This window comes from Nautilia sp. PV-1 (assembly GCF_004006315.1).
In the GTDB taxonomy this organism is placed as follows: Bacteria; Campylobacterota; Campylobacteria; order Campylobacterales; family Nautiliaceae; genus Nautilia; species Nautilia profundicola_A.
In genome coordinates, this window is record NZ_CP026530.1 from 391,256 (window position 1) to 410,067 (window position 18,812).

The following is an 18,812-nucleotide window of genomic DNA, read 5'->3' on the forward strand; positions in this document are numbered from 1 at the left end:
TATGAGTTTGAATTTTTTTAATGGGTTACAAGAAAAAAGAAGAAGAAATTAGGAAAGATAAAATTGTGAGTCAGTTATTAGTTTATTGTAGAAGATGTTTGAGGTTGTTGAATGTTATTGTTTGGAAGTGAGAGAAGTCTGTTTAATTCAGATTGAGTGATATTAATCTGTTCTTTTATCTTTTTTATTTTAGATTCAAGCAGGGCTTCTTCTTTTTGCAGTTTTTCTAATTTGTTGATTAGCTGTTTTATTTTTCTGTAATCCATGGGATAACTCCTTTTCTGATTAATTATAATAAAGAAGTGATATTTGAATCGTTTTAGTGAAAAAAATAAAAAAATTTAAGAAATTTTCAAAAATTTTTTCAATTTCGAGTTTTTTTGAAATTCTTTATTATAATTAAGTAACAAAAAGGATAAGCCTATGAAGCCTTTTTGTTACTCTACCTCTAAAATGGCAAATTATCTCGGTGTAAGCAAAGACTTTCTTTTAAAAAACAAAAACAGACTTTTCAAAAAAGGAATCCACTATTACGAACCATACGGAATAAAGAAAACGTTATGGAACGTTACCCAGATGGAAAAATGGATAACGGGTAAAGAGGAAAATCCTTTTAAAGAGATTTTAAATGAGCTATAATTGTATTACGATTGACACTTACCTCATAGGAGGTAAGAGATGATAGAAAATCCAAAAGTCAGTTTGTTTAATAGAAAAGGGAAATTATACGTTCAGTATTACATAAACGGCAGATGTGTTCAAAAATCACTCAAAAGGGAATACACCAAAGAAAATATTAAACTTGCTAAAAAATACGTTATCCCCGAAATCGAGAGGAAAATACTTTTAGGTGAGATTCAGAATAAGAAGGTTAAACCAAAAGAGTTTGAATATTACGCCACTATTTACTTAAGACAAAAAGAAAACTTAAAAAGCTACTATGAATACGAAAACATTGTGGTAAACCAACTTTTTCCGCTTTTTAAACACAAAAAGGTAAACGAAATCACCAAAGGTGAAATAAAAGAGTGGATAGATAAAAGACTTAACGAGGTAACGTCTAAAAGGTTAAGGAATATCCTTAATATATTAATCGCCGTTTTAGATATAGCCGTAGAGTATGAGCATATACAAATCAATCACGCTAAAAACATTAAACTGCCTTCACACGTTAAAGTAAGGGAAATGAAACCTTTTAACGAAGAAGAGGTTAAACTCTTAATAAACAATGCGGAAGGTCAGTTTAAGTGTTATTTGGCAATAGCTTTTTACACGGGAATGCGTCCCGGTGAGATTATAGCTCTAACCATAAGCGATATTAATCTTAAAGAGATGTATATAAACGTAAACAAAAGAATAAGAAAAGGCGAAATCGATACACCCAAAACAAAAAACTCTATAAGAAAAGTTCCTGTATTTCAAAACCTTAAACCTTACCTTGAAGAGCTGATTAAAAAAGCCAAAGAAAATAAAACTTTTAATCTTTTCACAACCAAAACGGGTAAAAGGTATTATTCATCGGATAAACTTCATCCTCAATGGTATGCTTTACTTGAAAAGTGTAATATAGAAAAAAGGGTGATGTATAACACAAGACACACGTTTGCCACACTTGCCATTAAAAGAGGTGTTCCGATTTTCAACGTATCACAGATACTCGAACACAGAAACACTCAGGAAACGCTTGAGACTTACGCCAAATTTATCAACAACGAACACCTGCAGCTTGACAGAAACTTGGAACTTTTCACTGACAATTCCACTGACAGTATGTCGAAAAAGGCGTAATTTCGGTATTGTCAACATGTCCCGCCCTCTCCGCCATTTAAATTCTTTATATTGGTGTCTGTCACTTTATTTTATCAAAAACAAAAAAAGAGAAAATTAATAAATATAGATTATTGCTGATTATAAACTTCTTTGTTTTTATTAAGATATTTTTTAAATATTTTTAATGTTTTTATGATTGACGTTTTGGCTTCAATACGGTAGTCTTTAATCAGTTTTTGCTCTGTTTTCGGATTGAAGTTTTTTAACAGAGGAACATTTAAGTGATTTATATTGTTTACATAGGTGTTAAACAAAAGATTAAAATTATTAATAATTTCTTTTACATTGTTTTTATTGATGTTATTTAGTAATTGTTCTGTTTTTTTTGCTATAGAAATGAAATCTGAAGAATTTATGGAGTTTAAAATATTGTTTTTAGCTTTTTGAGGCAGATTAAAAAGTTGAGAGTCAATATAGTCTTTTAAAATTCCTTTAATTCCGGCAATATTGCCGGAATTGTCAAATTCAGTATTTGAATATGCTTTTTCTCCTTCTAAAAAATTTAAAAGTTTCTCTAACAAAAGAGATGTGTTTGCCTGTACTTTTGCGGTTTCCATAAGATTGCTGAGGCGAATAAATTTTTGATTGTTTAACATTTTTCTTATTAAATGTATTAATGTTTCCGTTTGGATATATGCATTTTCAAGATTGTAATATTTATCAGCAGTTTTTGTATTAATGTATATTCCGTTTTGAGGTACGAATTTCGTATTTGCGAATAATGAAATTACGATAAAAGTAATAAAAATCATTTTTTTCATTTTGCTGCCTTTTTAAAGTGTTTTTCTTAATTATAATAAATCATTTTGATTAATTAAAGATTTAATTAATATGTTATAGTTACATAAAAAAGGCGAAAAATGTTCAGGGAAATTTTATTTGACACCATATCGATACTTACTATATTAAATCCTGTTGCTGCAGCTGCTATTATGCTGTCGTTAGTTAAATATTCGGAAATTAAACACGTGTCTGCCAAAGCTTCGTTTGCCGTATTTGTAGCCTCGGTGGTAACAATGCTGGCAGGAGGTATGATTTTGAAATTTTTTGGGATAAATATCCCTTCTATTAAAGCGATAGGCGGTGTTGTTCTTTTGATTATAGCTTTAAACATGATTCAGGGTAAGGAAATAGCTCCGACCAATACTACAAAAGACGAGCACAACGCTGCTGAAGAAAAAGAAGATGTGGCTATTATTCCTATGGCCATTCCTATTCTGTTCGGTCCAGGAGTTATTACTACGATAATAGTATTAAGTGAAAAACATTCTTCCCTGCAGGGGAAAATACTGCTGTTTGTAGCAATAACGTTTTCATCGCTGTTGACGTATTTAATTTTGAGGAACGGGGCTTTTATTTCAAGGTTTTTGGGTGTAAACGGTTTAAAAATAGTTACCAGGATTATGGGTCTTATAATAGGAGCAATTTCGTTTTTGTTTTTGGTCGGAGGAATTAAAGCTCTTTGGTACTCTTAAATCATTTATATGTCATTTTGGACAAGTATAATTTTGCTCAGGGGGGAAGTGGCCATGCCGGCCACTTTGAATTAAAAAAGGAGATCGAATGAAAAAAATAATAGTGGGAATGTCAATGACTGCTGCTGTTCTTTTAGCTTCCAATCAATATGAAGTAGGTGTTGGAGCCGGAAGAAACTATGTAAGCAATTCACCTATAGAGAATTATAATTTTTTAAATATAAGAGTAGGGAAATATCTTCAAAAAAACCATATTTTAAGATTTGAATTGGAAAGAAGCGAAAAAATACTTGGAAATAAAGAAAACTTAACAAGAGCTTTATTAAATGTCGAACATTATTTTCCTTTGGAAAACTGTAAATTAACGCCTTATGCGTTTGTAGGTGCCGGTTATCAGTGGGTAAGCGGCAATTATGAAGACAATATCGTAGCTGATTTGGGATTAGGAGCTAAATATCCTATCAATGATAAATTTGATGCATTTGCAGAACTTAGGGGATTAAGAGATTTTGGAAACAATGATAATCATTACGGTTTGATTTTCGGAATAGTCTATAATTTCGGTGCAGAGCAGAAAGTTGTAAAACAAGAACCTGTTAAAAAAGTTTTAGACAGTGACGGTGACGGAGTAGTTGATTCAATGGATAAATGTCCAAATACGCCTAAAGGAGTTGAGGTTGATAAAAACGGATGCCAAATTGACAGTGATAACGACGGTGTTTATGATAATGTTGATAAATGTCCAAACACTCCTGCAGGTGTTGAAGTTGACGTAAACGGCTGTCCGATTGACAGCGATCATGACGGAGTTCCTAATTATCTTGATAAATGTTCGTATACTCCTAAAGGCGTTGTAGTAGACAAAAACGGATGTCCTATGACATATAATTTTGATATAACGTTTGATAACAACAGCGCAGTAATTAAACCTCAGTTTATGGACAGAATAAATAAATTTGCTGAATTTTTAAAGAAAAACCCTGCATATAAAGCTGAAATTCAGGGATATACAGATTCTAAAGGTTCAGCGGCTTATAACAAAAAACTTTCTGAAAAAAGAGCAAAAGCCGTTTATGAAGCATTAATAAATGAAGGTATAAGCAAAGACAGACTGACATATAAAGGATATGGTGAAGAAAATCCTGTTGCTTCGAACGATACTGCTGAAGGAAGAGCTAAAAACAGAAGAGTAGTGGCAAAATTATATTTTTAATCTCTTCCTCTTCTTTATTCAATCTAATCAATAATTTCACACTAAATTCATAAGTAATGATATAATAATATAAAAGCATTTTGTTAAAGGCTTGGATATTATGAAAAAAATTATTTTTCTTTTAATGGTTATAATGTTTTCTTTTGCAAAAGATAGCAGTGTGGATACTCAGATTAACCAGATAATAAGTAAGGTTGCTAAAAATTCGCCTAATTATTCTTTAGATGTGGCGTTGGCAAATAAAATAAAAGAACTGAAATTTAATAAATCCGTAATTAATCTTGATTTCAAAAATCAATATGATTATCTGAAATCATTTTATAATTTAATCGAACTGCAGATAGAATTAAACGATTTACCTCGTAAGATTAATGAAATTAACGATAAACTGTCTATTTTACAAAATCTAACTGATCCAACTTCTAAACTTCAATATCTTTATTATGAGAAGCTTTTACAAATTTATAATAAAACTTTTAAATATTTAACGGAAAATATGGGGAAAATGGAAAAATCTCTTCAAAAAAGAATTTTTTCCGTAAAATTTGATACTAAACAGGCCAAAGTGAATATTCAGTATTGGCGTAAATTTTTGCTGCAAAAACAAAAAGAGTTCGAAAAACTTAATATTGACTTGCAAAAATGGCAGGTTTTAAACAATGAAGAAAATATACAGAATGTAAAAAGACTGATAAAAATTAATTTAGAAAAGCAAAGAGAGATTTATAAACATCTGTTTGATAATCAGCTGATAATTTGGTTTTCCGATTTGAAAAATAAAAATAAAAACGCATTTAAAGACGATGATGACCTTTTAAAATATTCTAAACATAGCGGAAAAGAATTTTATAATGCGGTTAACCAGATTATAACCGATTTTGAGAATTATACATTTGGAACAAAAGCGCTTGTATACGGAGCGAAAAAAGAAGCGGAACTTACTTTGCATAAAATAATTTCACTGTTTAATTATCCGCTTTTTAATGTCGGAAACAGGATTATTACTCCTTTGAATTTTGCACTTTTTGTTTTAATTTTAATTTTTGGATGGTTTATCGGTAAATATTATAAACACATCATTTATAAATTAAGACACAGTAAAAATATTTCTTATGCAACAGCCACCCTGCTGGCTAATATGGGATATTATACTATTTTAACGCTTTCATTTTTAATTGCACTGAAAGTAGTGGGGCTTGATTTAAGCTCTCTTGCAATAATCGCAGGTGCTTTGTCTGTCGGTATAGGTTTTGGTTTGCAAAATGTCGTCAGCAACTTTGTAAGCGGTATTATCCTTATGTTTGAAAGAAGTATAAAAGTAGGAGATTATATTCAGATTGATCAGGATACCAGAGGTGAAGTTGTTGATATATCTATGCGTTCAACCGTGATAAGAACCAATGATAATATCAACCTTATTATTCCGAATCAAAGTTTTATTCAAAACAATGTGATAAACTGGACTTTGGGAGATGATATTGTCAGATTTAGGGTTCCTTTTGGCGTTGCTTACGGCAGTGATGTTGATGAAGTTGAAAAAGTGGTTCTTAATGCTTTGAAAAATTCCAATCTTCATTATATTAAAAAATATAAAGACAGAAATGTCGAACCTCATATAGTGTTTTTGGAGCTTGGAGACAGCAGTTTGAATTTTGAACTGTTTATATGGGTAAGAGGGGAATATGCCAGAAGACCGAGAAGAACGAGAAGCGAGTTTTTGAAAATGATTTATAAAGCGTTAAACGAAGCCGGAATTAGCATTCCATTCCCTCAGCAGGATCTGCATATTAAAGAATCGGTACCGTTTGAAATTAAAATTAAAAAGGATTAATATGGAATTTTTATATTCATTGTCTCTTGCGTTTAAAAGTCTTTTAAATAAGGAATTGACGACTGTCTCGGTTATAAACGGAATATTCTGGGCTATAGTATGGTTTGGACTCTCTTTTTTATTGTGGGATCCTTTTTTAATAGTAACGTCAGTTTTGATTAATATTCTGCCGTTTAAATTTTTGCAGGTTGCCGGAGCTGAATTTATATTAATGATTTTCTGGCTTCAGATGATACTTATAACGCTTGGAGTGATTTTTTCACTCTTTAACCAGCTGCTGTCTAAAAAAATACTGCCCGTATTTATTTCTTTGATAGTCGCTCTGTTTTGGAGTTTTGTTTTTATGCATTATTATGACGGAATGATAGAGTATATTCAGCATTTAATCAGGATTTTTCCATTTACTACGATAGAAAAAGCGGTGTCGGTTATATTTAATATATTCGTATTTTATTCTTTTTATATTGCAAGTTTATATTTGGGATTTTTGTTTATTAGTATAAAAAAAGTTAATAATATTATTAAAAACGAATATCCTGATATAGAAATACCTCACAAGTTTTCAAGAGTTAAAATTTTTTATATTTTAATCAGAGATCTTTTTTTCTTTTTAGTTTTATTGTTTCTAACATATCCTTTGCTGTTTATACCTGTGCTAAATATATTTGTAATAATATTTTTATGGAGTTTTTTAATTAAAAACGCTTTAAGCGAAAGTGTAAAAATGGAATTCGGATGTGATTTTGAAAATAAAAAACTTGTATGGTTTTATTCCATATTCAGTGTATTGTTTAATTTTATTCCGGTAGTAAATTTATTTGCTCCGGCAATCGGAATTTTGAGTTTTTCATATTATTGTATGGAACAAAAACTTGATAAAGAAATATAATATGGTATAATTCCACATCCTCAGCCCTGTGCAAGGGTGGTAGGAGGCAACGCTTCAGGCCCGGAAGGGAGCAGAGCACCTCCTATCATCTTGTGCCGCAGGTGTCTGGGGACCTTAAAAATACGACATTAGTGTCTGGCACTTATATAATTTATCGTGGTTGCTTTCATGTTTTGTTTGATTGTGGATAAATATAGCAGTGTTGAAATTAACAGTGTCTGGCGCTATTTGTAAAATAAAAATCCCGGAAAGGGAAAAGATTATAGAGCAGCTTTTGCTTTTTCAACGATTGAAGCAAACACTTCCGGCTCGTTCATTGCTAAATCAGCAAGAACTTTTCTGTCTAAATCAATGTTTGCTTTTTTAAGACCGTTGATAAATCTTGAATAGCTTATATCGTTTAATCTACAAGCTGCGTTAATTCTCATAATCCATAATTTTCTGAATTCTCTTTTTTTCTGTTTTCTGTCTCTGAAAGCGTATACTAAACTTCTTTCAACTTGTTCTTTAGCTTTTCTAAAATGTTTTCTTCTACCGCTGTAGAAGCCTTTTGCCATTTTTAATATTTTTTTATGTCTTTTTCTTCTAACTGTTCCAGTTTTTACTCTCATTTTATCTCCTTGTCATTTTGGCGTGCATCTATGCAACTTAACGCTACAACAGCGTGAGGCTTTTGCGCCTTCTTTGCCGCTTCTTCACTTAAATTAAATACCTAGTAAGTCTCTTACCGCTTTGATGTTAGTGCTATCTACGTATTTTGGGGCTCTTAAGTTTCTTTTTCTTTTTTGTGATTTTTTAGTCAGGATATGGCTTCTGTATGCCGCACCTCTTTTGATTTTACCACTTTTTTTAACTTTGAATCTTTTAGCTGCCCCTCTGTTTGTTTTCATTTTAGGCATAGCTTCTCCTTTTACGAATTGAGATGAAATTATAGCATAAAGTTTAAAACTATGCTACAATAAAAAGATACTTAGCTGTAAAAACATATCAAAGGCAAAATATGACGCTTAAAAATTATCTGGAAAAAGTATGTTATAAAGAACTGAGTGACATAAAAGATAAAACGTTAGCAGATTTGATTGCTTATATGTATAAATGCGATACTTCGACTTTTTATATAGTAGATAACAATAAGCCGATTTTTATATTTACAAGTACAGATATGTTAGAAATATTTATGAAAAACATATTGACTGTTAAAATAATAGATTATATAGAACAAAATCCTAAAGAACTGAAGAAACTGCCTATAACCACAAATATTCTTGATGCGTATTATTTTATGAGAAGCAATAAATTAAAGCATATTCCTATAGTAGACGAAGACAATAATTTAATCGGTGAGATTTCTTTTAAAACGCTCAGTCTTAAAATTGCGGATATAGTAATAAAAGACCCTTTAACCGGACTTTTTAATCAAAAATATTTTGATGTTTTACTGGAAGAGTATAATGAATTTAACAAACCTTTGGGAATTATATACATTGATCTAAAAAATATGAATATACTGGAAGGTTTTTACGGGGCTGATAAAATTAATGAAATAATTAAAACATATGCCGAGGCTATAAAAAAATCAGTCAGAGATATAGATTTTGTATTTAGAATGGGGCACAGATTTAAAATACTTACTTTTAATAATTTGGAAATAACAGATAAAATCGTTAAAAGAATTAAAAACAGACTTGAAAATACAGATTATGAAGGTATAAAAGTGGCTTTTGATATAGCTTTTTCACATGTGCCTGAACTGGAAGACAATGTTTTATCCGCTTTAGAGAGCTGTGAAAAAAAATTAATTGAAAGGGACTAAAGCGCTTCCCCAAGTAAATCCTCCTCCGAATGCATCAAGAAGCATTATATCGCCTTTTTTGATTTTACCTGCTTTATACATGTCGTTAATTGCCATAGGTATTGACGCTGAAGAAGTGTTTCCGTATTTATGGACTGTTAAAACTGATTTTTCTTCAGGCATTTTTATGGCTCTTGCAACTGCGTCAATTATTCTGTAATTAGCCTGATGAGGTACGAACCAGTCTATGTCGTCGCTTGTCATGTTGTTTCTTTTTAAAATGTCTCTGACGGACTGTGAAAGTGTTTTTACTGCTACTTTAAATGTTTCGTTCCCTTTCATTTCAAGCCATATTCTGTCCGTGTCGCATCCCAGTTTTACGCCTCTTCCGGGAGTGATTAAGAAATCTTGAAATTTACCGTCTGCATTGATGTCTATATCAATAATTGCTTCTTCTTTTTTATCTGTTGCACTTATAATGGCTGCACCGGCTCCGTCTCCAAAAAGAACGCAAGTGGTTCTGTCTTTCCAGTTTACGATTTTGCTGAGCGTTTCAGCACCTATAATAAGTACGTTTTTATACATTCCGCTTTCAATAAACGCTTTTGCATGGGCTAAAGCATAAATAAAACCGGTACAGGCGGCACTGATATCCACGGCCGGTCTGACGATACCTAATTTTTCGGCAACAACACATGCCGTAGATGGCATTGTGAAATAATCGGGAGTAATTGTGGCTACAATGATCATATCAATGTCTTCTGGTTTCATAGATGCATTTTTAAGAGCATCGAGAGCCGCTTTATATGCTAAATCGCTTGTTACTTCTTCTTGGGCAATATGTCTGGTTTTTATACCGGTTCTTTTTGTGATCCATTCATCATTGGTATCAACTATTTTTTCCAAATCTTTGTTAGTTAATATTTTTTCAGGGACATATGCACCAATACTGGTAAATTTTGCAAACATTAATGAACCTTTAATGACTCTTGTATTTTATTTGTTACATCATTTTCAATATATTTAACTGCTTGAAAAATAGCGTTTTTTATTGCTTTTGAATTACTTTTTCCGTGGCTAATTATAACACAGCCGTTTACGCCTAAAAGAGGGGCTCCTCCATATTCCGCATAATCCGTTGCTTTTTTCAGTCCTTTAAATACCGGTCTGAGTAACAATGCGCCGATTTTTTGTAAAATTCCTGAGTTTCTAATTTCTTCTTTTATCAGTTTTCCTATCGTATCGGCCACACCTTCGCTTGTTTTAAGCACAATATTTCCAATAAAACCGTCAGTGACAATCACGTCCGTATCGCCTTTAAAGATATCTCCGCCTTCTACGTTTCCGATGAAACTTTCAAAATCTTTAAGCAGTTCGTAAGCTTCTTTGGTGATAGAATTGCCTTTGCTTTTTTCTTCACCGTTGCTTAAAAGACCTATTTTAGGATTTTGGGTGTTTAAAACCACTTTAGCGTAAACTTCGCCCATTAATGCGAACTGATATAAATTATATGCGTCGCAGTCTACATTTGCGCCTACGTCTAGCACTAAAGAGTATTTTTTCTTTATTGTAGGCATAAATGTTACTATGGCAGGTCTTTTTATACCTTTGATTCTTCCGAGTCTCAGTGTTGCTAAACTCATGGTCGCACCGCTGTGGCCTGCTGATACAACACCGTCAACTTCTCCTGCTTTTAACAGGTCGATAGACTTATAAATAGTGGATTCTTTTCTTTTTAATGCTTCAGTAGCACTCTCTCCCATATGAATAACGTCGTCACTATTTATAAATCTAACACGGGAGTGGTATTTTTTTGGCAACAGCTGCTTTAATTCTTCTTCTTTACCTACTAAATAAGGTGTAAAGTCTTTTTTTTCAAGAGCTTTTGCTACCCCTTCAATTATTGGAGCAGGACCGAAGTCCCCACCCATTGCATCAATTGCTATTTTCATTAATACTCACCGCAGCTTGGGCATACTCTATGAGGTCTTTTATAAGCGCCACAGTTTGAACATTTAATTACAGAACTTAATTTAATTTTGTAATGAGTTCTTCTTTTAGCTGCTCTTGTTTTTGAGTGTCTTCTCTTTGGAACTGCCATTGTTTCTCCTTAAAATTCTTTGTTAAATTCTTGTTTTTTACAATCTTCGCATACGTTATAATCGTTTTTAATCAGTTCTGTTTCACTTTTTAACAGCTCTACAGGGTCGAATGTTTCCATTTCAATTATATCATACTCTTCGTCAAAGCCTTTATACGGAGGTTTGACGACTTTAAATTTAACATCTTCGTTTACTTCTTTGTTAAATGTCTTCAAACATTTAATACATTCAACTTCTACACTTCCTTGAAGCTTTCCTTCAATAATAAAAGTGCCGTCTTTTTGTTTTGTACTTTCGGCTTTAAGCTCAAGGTTTTGGAAATTTTTATTTATTTCCAATTAAACAATCTCTCTTTCAGCAAAGAAAAATGCGATTTCTTTTTTAGCGTTTTCAAGCGAATCGCTTCCGTGAACAGCGTTTGCTTCGATACTTTCCGCAAAATCAGCTCTGATTGTTCCAGGAGCCGCTTCTTTAGGGTTTGTTGCACCCATTAATTTTCTGTTTTTAGCAATAGCGTTTTCACCTTCTAATACCATTACTACAACAGGTCCGCTGCTCATGTATTCGCATAAGTCGTTGAAAAACGGTCTTTCTTTATGTACTTCATAAAATTTACCGGCATCTTCTTTTGTTAGTTTGATTTTTTTCATTGCAGCTATTCTAAGTCCGTTGCTTTCGAATCTGTCAATGATTTTTCCTATAACATTTTTAGCTACCGCGTCCGGTTTAATAATTGAAAGAGTTTTTTCCATATTTTCTCTCCTTGAGTTTTTAGAGAGGAATTATATCAAATTTTGAAGAAAAAAGAAGAGGGTGAAAGGATTAATCGATTACAGGTTCTCCTGGTTCACCTCTGTTTTCTGAGCAAGTTTGTCCTTCTTTGCATTCATCCCAAACGATGCATCCCTCTGTAGGACAAGCTGCTGCACATGCTGGTTCGTCGTAGTAACCAACGCACTCAACACATTTATCAGGATTTACGTAATAAATTTCTTCTCCAGTTGGATTTTCGCTATCGTCAACGATTGCTTCTACTGGACATTCATCAAGACATGCCCCACAGTTAATACAAGTATCAGTAATTTTTACTGCCATACTAGCTCCTTTTTTAATATTTGTAATTAGAAATATATCATTTATTCCTTAAAAATTGCTTAAATTAAGACATTACAGATATTATATAAATTTTATTAATAAGATGTGTTACTTTTCGGAAAAGGTTAATTAAAAGTGACAGACACTAAGCAATGGGAAGTGTTAAATGGCGGAGCCGACGGGACTCGAACCCGCGACCTCCGGCGTGACAGGCCGGCATTCTAACCAGCTAAACTACGGCTCCTCATTTAATGGTGGTCGCTGCAGGGCTCGAACCTGCGACCCCCAGCTTGTAAGGCTGGTGCTCTCCCAACTGAGCTAAGCGACCGGTCTAGGAATTATGGCGTCCCCTAGGGGATTTGAACCCCTGTCGCCGCCGTGAAAGGGCGGTGTCCTAGACCCCTAGACGAAGGGGACATGGTGACCCGTGTTGGATTCGAACCAACGGCCCTCTGCTTAAAAGGCAGATGCTCTACCGACTGAGCTAACGGGTCAGCTTTTCTTTCACAACTTGTCGTTGTGGACTGAAATTATACGCAATAACTTTTTTGATGTCAAGGGATTTTTGAGAGAAAAAAGAAAAAAATTATTTCTTTATTATTGATTTAATAATTTTGATAATTTTCTTTTTGTCTATTTTATTTTTCTTATTGTTGTAAATGTTTTCTTCAAGGTCTTTTAAGACTTTTTCGATTTCAGGATAATATGAATATTCTAAAAGCAGATTAAACAGCTCTTTTTCATCAGCTTTTTTTATCTGCTTTATTAAATCATTATTTGAGGATGATTTTAAATTAATTAAATATATGCTTAAAATACCCACTATTATTCCTATAACAAATACAAGGCCAAGAAGAATGTAGTTTGTTTTTGTTTTATATATTATTTTTTGATTTGTATGTGTTGATATTGTGTGCACAGGGGGATTGTTTTTAGAGTTTTTAACTGTAATAAGGAGTTTATTGGTTTTGACCGTTTTTAGTTTTCCGTCGAAGGCTTTAAATTCGATAGGAGGTATTGATACGCTTTGATTGGATACCAGAGTAAACTCTTTAGTATAAGTGCCGCATAAACTGTCGTTTTTTATAAAAGTTTTAATTACCGGAGAGTTTTCATAAACCGTAGCGTTAGGAATGTTCAGTTTAAAATCCGGTAAATCGTAAAAATCTCCGCATCCGCTGATATTGAGGGTTATTTTTACCGGTTCGTTTGCGCTTACTTCTGTTTTATCGGCACTGAAATATGCTTTAAAGTTTCCGTAAACGCTGTTGGCCGGGATTGAAGATACGTTAATATCTACCTGATTAGAAAAAATATTTGTATATTTTAGGGTAGAGGTCATCAGATTGAAAAAAGGATCTTGGAAAGGCGTCTGTTTGCTTAAATATCCGACTTTTGCAAGAATAGGTCCTATTTTGTAATCTCCTGCTTTTTGAGGAATTATTAAAAACGAATATTCGGTAATGTCAAAACCTTTTTTAATATATTCTTTTTTTGAAATCTGTTTTGTATAAAAGTTGTTGAAATTCGGCTTTTGTATTTCTATACTTTGAGGGGAAGTACCTTCTTTTTGAAAAAATTTGATTTTAAATACTAAAGGTTCTCCTATATAAGCTTTTGTTTTATTTACGGAGAGTTTAAGTTTGAAATTGCCGTTTTTGCTTTCTTTAGGCTTTGTTACCGTTATTTTAATTGATTTTGTTTTGAAATCTTTTCCGTCTACATTTACCGTAAATGACGGAATAGTAACACTTTTTGTCGGAAAGAATATATAGCTTTTGGAAACGCTTTTTTGCATGTTTCCGTTTAATATGGTTATATTTTGCGTAACCGCCGTACCCTGGACCGGAAAACCGTCTATATTTTTTATGGCTGGAAACTTTATATTGTTTCCGGTGGCTTCGATTGTAAAAATTACCTCTTCACCGGGGTAAATTGTTTTTTTGTTTACGCTTACATTGACATACGCAAACATCAAAATAGGTATTAAAAATAACAGTATTTTTTTCATTCGTTTCCTTTTAATGGTATCAGTAATGTATTAAACTGCAGAGATTTTAACTGTTTTTCATAAAATTTCATTCTGATATCGCTTGTATTTGTTTCTTTTGTTTTCACAATTCGCTGTTTTTGCATTTTTTCCTGTTTTTTATTTTGCTGTTTTGCTGTTTTTTTATTCTGTTTTTCTTTATTATTGTTTTGCTGTCTGTTTTTTTGAGTGTTTTTATTATTTTTATTTTGTTTTTTGTTTTTTGTTTTATTTCCGTTTTTATTTTTATTGTTTTTACTGTTTTTGCCGTTTTGTTTATTTTGACTGCCGTTTTTTTTCTTTTTATTTTTATTATTATTGTTTTTTTTGTTGTTTTTCTTTTGCTGGTGTTTGTGTTTTAGCAGTTTCTCTATCAGTTTTAGATTATATTCCGCATCTTTGTCTTTTTTTATTTTTAATGCTTTTTTGTATGCTTCTATGGCTTTTTTATATTGATGTAAAAGAGCATAAGCGTTACCCGTATTATAATATTTTTGAAATTTTAAATCTTTTTCATTAATTTTACTGTAAAGAGAAATCGCTTTTTTGTAATCTCCGGCTTTATAGTAACTGTTTGCCGCATTATAAAGGGCTTTTTGCGAATGTATTTTTTCATATTCTTTTGCCGCTGAAAGATATTGTCCTTTTTTATAATATTCATCCGCTTTTTTTATAGTGAAAAAATCGAAAGCGAAAAGATTTACTGCTATAAGTAAAAAGAGTATTTTTTTCATCTTATTCTCCTAAGAGGAAAAAATATTACAAAGAAAAACAGAATTATTCCAAGTCCGAGAGGAAAATAAAACAGTTCCGTTTTGTCTTTTATTTTTATATCTTTATGTTTTGACGAATTAAGAAGTTTTGCCAGCGTTTTTATATTGTTGTTGGAGTATTCCGCCTGAAAAACGCTGTTTGCTCTGATATCCGCTTTTTTACACAGATATACGAAAATATTGTCTTTTTTAGGAATGTATATATTCGAAGTAAAAATAACTATTTTAGGATTTTTTACGAGTTTTTTTGCTGAAGAAATCATGTTGTTTATATCGCTTGTCTGAGTTCTTTGCATGTCTTTGATATCAGTATGGTCAAGCAGATATATCAGAGATTCGTAATCTTTTGTAGGGGCTGAAATAAGATATGCGTTTTTGTCGAACAGTATCAGAGCCGCATTTTGGGAGTTAAGATGTTTTAAGAGGACTTTTATTTTAGAAATAGAGAATTTGTATCTATTCGGATAAAGATCCGTTTTGTCCATTTCGTGACTTATATCAAGGGCTATTACAAGGTTTTGAACAGGAGCTTTTATTGCTATGTATCCGTTGTCGATAACGGGCCTGCTTAATGCTGTTACAAACAGAGCGAAACTTGCAAGCAGAATGTAAAATTTTAATTTTTTAGGTATTTTGCCTTTTAGTGTTATTTTTTGTGCGACTTCTTTTGAAAAAGGAAGCTTTTTGTCTTTTATCAAAAACAACGCAGGTATAATAAGCAGCAACAATAAAAAATAACCGTTTAGAAACTCCATATGTTCTTCCTGTATTGGTATAAGTAAAATAAAAACAGTAAAATAGCTATAAAAAGCAGATACTGGTAATAATATGTGTTTAATATCTGGATATTGGATTTTATTTTGCTTTTTGTAAGTTTGTCTATGTCTTTATATATCTGCTGAAGGTCTTCCAAAGAAGATGCAAGATAAAATTTACCGCCTGTCGAATTGGCTATTTTTTGTAAAACGCTAACGTCGGCATCGCTTCCTATACCGATTGCGAATACTTTAATATGTTCTTTTTTCAGTTTTTTAATAACCACATCCAGAGGCGTTATACTTGCATTGTCCATACCGTCTGTCAGAAGTATTATAATTCTTGAGCCTTTCGTGTTTTTAAAAAGGTTTGACGATAAAAAAAGCGCATCGTAAATAGCTGTTTTATTTCCTGCGATTGATACGTATATTCTTTTTAAAATATCATTAAACGTTTTCTTGTCAAAAGTAAGAGGCGAGGCTATATAAGCTATGTTTCCGAATACCACAAGTCCCAAAGCGTCGTTTTTTCTTTTTTTTGCAAAATCCAGGCTTACCGCCTTTGCGGCTCCTAATTTATTAAATTCCTCCATAGAACCGCTTGTGTCGAGGTCTATTACGATATTATATCCTTTTTTGTATGTGTTTGTTATGATTTTGCTTTTTACAGGAGAAGCCAGTGCGACAGATAAAAAAAGAATTATTAAAAATTCCGGCAGAGAAAATCTGCTTACCGATTTTGCGAAAAGCTGCGTATTAGGAAATATTATTCTGTCATCGGCGGATGTAAAAAAATATTTCATTAAAAGATAAACAACCGGGATTAATAAAAATACGGGATATTCAAAACTCATTGTGCTATGTCCTCTATAAACTGTTTTATTTTCTGTTTGGTCTGTTCGTCAAGTTTTTCTACTTTAGGCTTGTATTTGTATTTTTCGAGCTCTTTAGCCAGTTCTTCATAAATTTTTCTGTTTTCGTCATTCAGAAAATATCTTGCGTATTCGCAAAATTCATATGCCGTTTTTTTTGAATCGCCAAAGTCTAAATTCTGAAGTTTCAGCAAATAAGGGTTTGGTTTTTTCTTTTTGAAAAATTTATATATTAAATATAAAACAAGCATTACTGCAATAATGCAGCAAATAACGAATATATAAAACTGATAGTCGATTATATGAGCGTTAGGCTTTATGTCTTTTAACTGTTTTAACAGATCCATAGTTACCTCACCAGCTTTATGAGTTTATATATAGGCTCTTCATCCGTGTATATTTTTGTAAAAGGTATTTTGCTTTTTTTACACTGCAAGGCGATTTTTGCGTCAAGCCGTTTTATATGTTTTTGCAGTCTGTTTATAGACGATTTGTTGAAATATACGTTTACCGAATTTAGGCTTACGGGATCTACTATTTCCGTATAGCCGCTGAACTGTGGCGATTCTTCGAATTTGTCTCTTACGGATATTACATAAGTTTCATGTTTCAGGTTTCTCAGTTCTACAGGTTTAAAAAAATCCCCTATAATAAACAGAAGGGATTTTTTAAAGCTGTTGAGAAAATCGATGTCGCTTTGAGTGTAGTCTTCTTGTAAATAGTCTGTTTTAAGCGTGTAGTTTACGAAAGAGTAAACGCTTTTTTTATTTTTTGTAGGTTTGAATATTTTTTTATTTTTACCCAAAAACACAAGCTGTATTTTATTATCTTCTTCCAAGGCGGCCAATCCCAAAGAAGCTATAATTTCGGCTATAAGTTCCGTTTTAAGTCTTTTGCTTCCGAAAAACAGCGTGCCGCTTTTAAGAACGGCTATAATAATTCTCAGCTCCCTTTCTTCGTCATATTCTTTTACTAAGGGTTTATTTATTTTTGCGGATACTTTCCAGTCTATTTTTTTGGAGTCTTCTCCATAGTTGTATTCCCTGAATTCCCTGAAATCAAGTCCGTTACCTTTAAATTTGGAGAGATTTCTTCCAAGCAACGCTCCGAAAATTCTCTTTTTGGTTTTTAAAACCAGTGCTTTTGTTTTCATTTAGTTTCAGCCTTTTAAGGAATCGGAATAGCTTTTATTACGTCGTTTATTACGTCTTCAATGCTTATTTCGTCTATTTCCGCTTTATAATTTAAAATAATTCTGTGTCTTAATACGTCTTTTGCTACTTTTACAATGTCCAGAGGAGTGACATAGTCTTTGTTTTGGATCATTGCATACGCTTTTGAACAGTTATACATAGCTATTGTAGCTCTCGGGCTTACGCCGTATTCGATGTATTCAGCTGTTTCAAGACCGTATTTCTGAGGATTTCTGGTCGCATCCGTTATTTTTGCTATATATTTTAAAAGTTCTTCGTCCATATGTATTTCGTCAAGTTTTTTTTGCAGGTTCAAAATATCGTCTATTGTCGCTACCTGAGACGGCTCTTTGGCGCTTTGAGATTTGACTATAAGGATCTCTTCATCTAAAGAGTTGTATGTTACGTTGATTTTCATAATAAATCTGTCAAGCTGTGCTTCGGGAAGAGGGTAGGTTCCTTCCTGCTCAATAGGGTTTTGAGTCGCTATTACTAAAAAAGGAGGGGAAAGTTTAAACGTTTCTTTTGCAATGGTTACCTGTTTTTCCTGCATAACTTCCAACAGGGCGCTTTGGACTTTTGCAGGAGCTCTGTTGATTTCATCCGCAAGTAAAAGATTTGTAAAAATAGGCCCTTTTTTTATTTCAAACTCATTGGTTTTAGGATTGTATATTTCAATTCCCGTGATGTCGCTCGGAAGCAGGTCCGGCGTAAACTGAACCCTTTTAAAATCAAGACCGATTGTTTTTGCCAGAGTTAAAACGCTTTTTGTTTTGGCAATACCCGGAACCCCTTCCACAAGAAGATGGCCTCCTGTAATCAGTCCTATAAGCATTGAGTCTATTAAATGCTCGTGTCCTATAATAACTTTTGAAATTTCACTTTTAATATCTTGTATTACCTGCATTGCGAACCTCTTTTTTTCTTTAATAATACATTATATGAGTTAAAAATAAGTGAAAC

Annotated in this window: 24 protein-coding genes, 4 tRNA genes and 1 other RNA gene; 8 read left to right on the plus strand and 21 right to left on the minus strand. The window is 32.5% G+C overall.

The window, feature by feature from the left end; translation table 11 throughout:
- Nucleotides 1-77: 77 nt before the first annotated feature.
- A complete protein-coding gene (locus C3L23_RS02165) occupies nt 78-266 on the minus strand; it encodes a hypothetical protein (RefSeq protein WP_127679523.1) in 189 nt (62 codons plus the stop codon).
- A gap of 187 nt (nt 267-453) precedes the next feature.
- On the opposite strand from C3L23_RS02165, the gene C3L23_RS02170 reads away from it, so the two are divergent.
- Both C3L23_RS02170 and C3L23_RS02175 read left to right on the plus strand, forming a co-directional pair.
- Complete coding sequence (locus C3L23_RS02170) at nt 454-639, plus strand: hypothetical protein (protein WP_168175695.1); 186 nt, start codon at nt 454-456, stop codon at nt 637-639.
- A 39-nt stretch (nt 640-678) separates the two neighbouring features.
- Nucleotides 679-1,788, plus strand: a complete 1,110-nt coding sequence (locus C3L23_RS02175; RefSeq protein ID WP_127679525.1) for a site-specific integrase — start codon at nt 679-681, stop codon at nt 1,786-1,788.
- Between the two features lie 110 nt (nt 1,789-1,898).
- Here C3L23_RS02175 and C3L23_RS02180 read toward each other — a convergent pair whose 3' ends face one another.
- Nucleotides 1,899-2,591: a hypothetical protein gene (locus tag C3L23_RS02180; protein ID WP_127679526.1), complete on the minus strand. Its 693-nt coding sequence runs from the start codon at nt 2,589-2,591 to the stop codon at nt 1,899-1,901.
- A gap of 99 nt (nt 2,592-2,690) precedes the next feature.
- Between C3L23_RS02180 and C3L23_RS02185 the strand changes: the two genes are divergently transcribed.
- The 5 genes from C3L23_RS02185 to ffs all read left to right on the plus strand — a co-directional run bounded on the left by C3L23_RS02185 (nt 2,691) and on the right by ffs (nt 7,353).
- Nucleotides 2,691-3,305, plus strand: coding sequence for a MarC family protein (locus C3L23_RS02185; RefSeq protein WP_127679527.1), 615 nt, complete (start codon nt 2,691-2,693; stop codon nt 3,303-3,305).
- Nucleotides 3,306-3,393: 88 nt separating this feature from the next.
- The gene (locus C3L23_RS02190) at nt 3,394-4,518 is read left to right on the plus strand and encodes an OmpA family protein (RefSeq protein ID WP_127679528.1); all 1,125 of its coding nucleotides are present in this window, start codon (nt 3,394-3,396) and stop codon (nt 4,516-4,518) included.
- A gap of 100 nt (nt 4,519-4,618) precedes the next feature.
- Entirely contained in the window at nt 4,619-6,349 is a 1,731-nt protein-coding gene (locus tag C3L23_RS02195; RefSeq protein WP_127679529.1) for a mechanosensitive ion channel family protein, read from the plus strand.
- A gap of 1 nt (nt 6,350) precedes the next feature.
- The gene (locus C3L23_RS02200; protein WP_127679530.1) at nt 6,351-7,238 is read left to right on the plus strand and encodes a hypothetical protein; all 888 of its coding nucleotides are present in this window, start codon (nt 6,351-6,353) and stop codon (nt 7,236-7,238) included.
- A 17-nt stretch (nt 7,239-7,255) separates the two neighbouring features.
- An RNA gene (ffs, locus tag C3L23_RS02205) (signal recognition particle sRNA small type) lies at nt 7,256-7,353 on the plus strand.
- A gap of 145 nt (nt 7,354-7,498) precedes the next feature.
- Here the strand turns inward: ffs and rplT are convergent.
- Entirely contained in the window at nt 7,499-7,849 is a 351-nt protein-coding gene (rplT, locus tag C3L23_RS02210; protein ID WP_127679531.1) for a 50S ribosomal protein L20, read from the minus strand.
- A 93-nt stretch (nt 7,850-7,942) separates the two neighbouring features.
- A complete protein-coding gene (gene rpmI / locus C3L23_RS02215) occupies nt 7,943-8,137 on the minus strand; it encodes a 50S ribosomal protein L35 (protein ID WP_127679532.1) in 195 nt (64 codons plus the stop codon).
- Between the two features lie 101 nt (nt 8,138-8,238).
- On the opposite strand from rpmI, the gene C3L23_RS02220 reads away from it, so the two are divergent.
- Nucleotides 8,239-9,051, plus strand: a complete 813-nt coding sequence (locus tag C3L23_RS02220; protein ID WP_127679533.1) for a diguanylate cyclase — start codon at nt 8,239-8,241, stop codon at nt 9,049-9,051.
- Here the strand turns inward: C3L23_RS02220 and C3L23_RS02225 are convergent.
- The 17 genes from C3L23_RS02225 to C3L23_RS02305 all read right to left on the minus strand — a co-directional run bounded on the left by C3L23_RS02225 (nt 9,034) and on the right by C3L23_RS02305 (nt 18,756).
- Nucleotides 9,034-9,999 (minus strand): beta-ketoacyl-ACP synthase III, encoded by a 966-nt coding sequence (locus C3L23_RS02225; RefSeq protein ID WP_127679534.1) that lies wholly within the window; start codon nt 9,997-9,999, stop codon nt 9,034-9,036. The two genes, C3L23_RS02220 and C3L23_RS02225, sit on opposite strands and share 18 nt — an antisense overlap.
- Nucleotides 9,999-10,982, minus strand: a complete 984-nt coding sequence (gene plsX / locus C3L23_RS02230; RefSeq protein ID WP_127679535.1) for a phosphate acyltransferase PlsX — start codon at nt 10,980-10,982, stop codon at nt 9,999-10,001. The genes C3L23_RS02225 and plsX overlap by 1 nt, the downstream gene beginning before the upstream one ends.
- On the minus strand, nt 10,982-11,131 hold the full coding sequence (gene rpmF / locus C3L23_RS02235; protein WP_127679536.1) for a 50S ribosomal protein L32: 150 nt from the start codon (nt 11,129-11,131) through the stop codon (nt 10,982-10,984). Before rpmF ends, plsX begins: the two co-directional genes overlap by 1 nt.
- Nucleotides 11,132-11,140: 9 nt before the next feature.
- Nucleotides 11,141-11,470: a hypothetical protein gene (locus tag C3L23_RS02240; protein ID WP_127679537.1), complete on the minus strand. Its 330-nt coding sequence runs from the start codon at nt 11,468-11,470 to the stop codon at nt 11,141-11,143.
- Nucleotides 11,471-11,884 carry a nucleoside-diphosphate kinase gene (gene ndk, locus C3L23_RS02245; protein WP_127679538.1) on the minus strand — a complete coding sequence of 138 codons (414 nt, stop codon included), beginning with the start codon at nt 11,882-11,884 and terminating at the stop codon, nt 11,471-11,473.
- A gap of 70 nt (nt 11,885-11,954) precedes the next feature.
- Nucleotides 11,955-12,227 (minus strand): 4Fe-4S dicluster domain-containing protein, encoded by a 273-nt coding sequence (locus tag C3L23_RS02250; RefSeq protein ID WP_127679539.1) that lies wholly within the window; start codon nt 12,225-12,227, stop codon nt 11,955-11,957.
- A gap of 167 nt (nt 12,228-12,394) precedes the next feature.
- Nucleotides 12,395-12,471: transfer RNA gene (locus C3L23_RS02255), tRNA-Asp, on the minus strand.
- 8 nt (nt 12,472-12,479) lie between these two features.
- A tRNA-Val gene (locus tag C3L23_RS02260) sits at nt 12,480-12,555 on the minus strand.
- Between the two features lie 13 nt (nt 12,556-12,568).
- A tRNA-Glu gene (locus C3L23_RS02265) sits at nt 12,569-12,644 on the minus strand.
- Nucleotide 12,645: 1 nt separating this feature from the next.
- Nucleotides 12,646-12,721, minus strand: a tRNA-Lys gene (locus C3L23_RS02270).
- A gap of 92 nt (nt 12,722-12,813) precedes the next feature.
- Nucleotides 12,814-14,238: a BatD family protein gene (locus C3L23_RS02275; RefSeq protein WP_127679540.1), complete on the minus strand. Its 1,425-nt coding sequence runs from the start codon at nt 14,236-14,238 to the stop codon at nt 12,814-12,816.
- Nucleotides 14,235-14,990, minus strand: coding sequence for a tetratricopeptide repeat protein (locus tag C3L23_RS02280; protein WP_127679541.1), 756 nt, complete (start codon nt 14,988-14,990; stop codon nt 14,235-14,237). The genes C3L23_RS02275 and C3L23_RS02280 overlap by 4 nt, the downstream gene beginning before the upstream one ends.
- Complete coding sequence (locus tag C3L23_RS02285; protein ID WP_127679542.1) at nt 14,987-15,784, minus strand: VWA domain-containing protein; 798 nt, start codon at nt 15,782-15,784, stop codon at nt 14,987-14,989. Before C3L23_RS02285 ends, C3L23_RS02280 begins: the two co-directional genes overlap by 4 nt.
- Nucleotides 15,772-16,587, minus strand: coding sequence for a VWA domain-containing protein (locus C3L23_RS02290; RefSeq protein WP_168175696.1), 816 nt, complete (start codon nt 16,585-16,587; stop codon nt 15,772-15,774). The genes C3L23_RS02285 and C3L23_RS02290 overlap by 13 nt, the downstream gene beginning before the upstream one ends.
- Before the next feature lie 47 nt (nt 16,588-16,634).
- Entirely contained in the window at nt 16,635-17,003 is a 369-nt protein-coding gene (locus C3L23_RS02295; protein WP_127679544.1) for a hypothetical protein, read from the minus strand.
- 2 nt (nt 17,004-17,005) lie between these two features.
- Nucleotides 17,006-17,809 (minus strand): DUF58 domain-containing protein, encoded by an 804-nt coding sequence (locus C3L23_RS02300; RefSeq protein ID WP_127679545.1) that lies wholly within the window; start codon nt 17,807-17,809, stop codon nt 17,006-17,008.
- 14 nt (nt 17,810-17,823) lie between these two features.
- Nucleotides 17,824-18,756 (minus strand): MoxR family ATPase, encoded by a 933-nt coding sequence (locus C3L23_RS02305; protein ID WP_127679546.1) that lies wholly within the window; start codon nt 18,754-18,756, stop codon nt 17,824-17,826.
- Between the last annotated feature and the right edge of the window lie 56 nt (nt 18,757-18,812).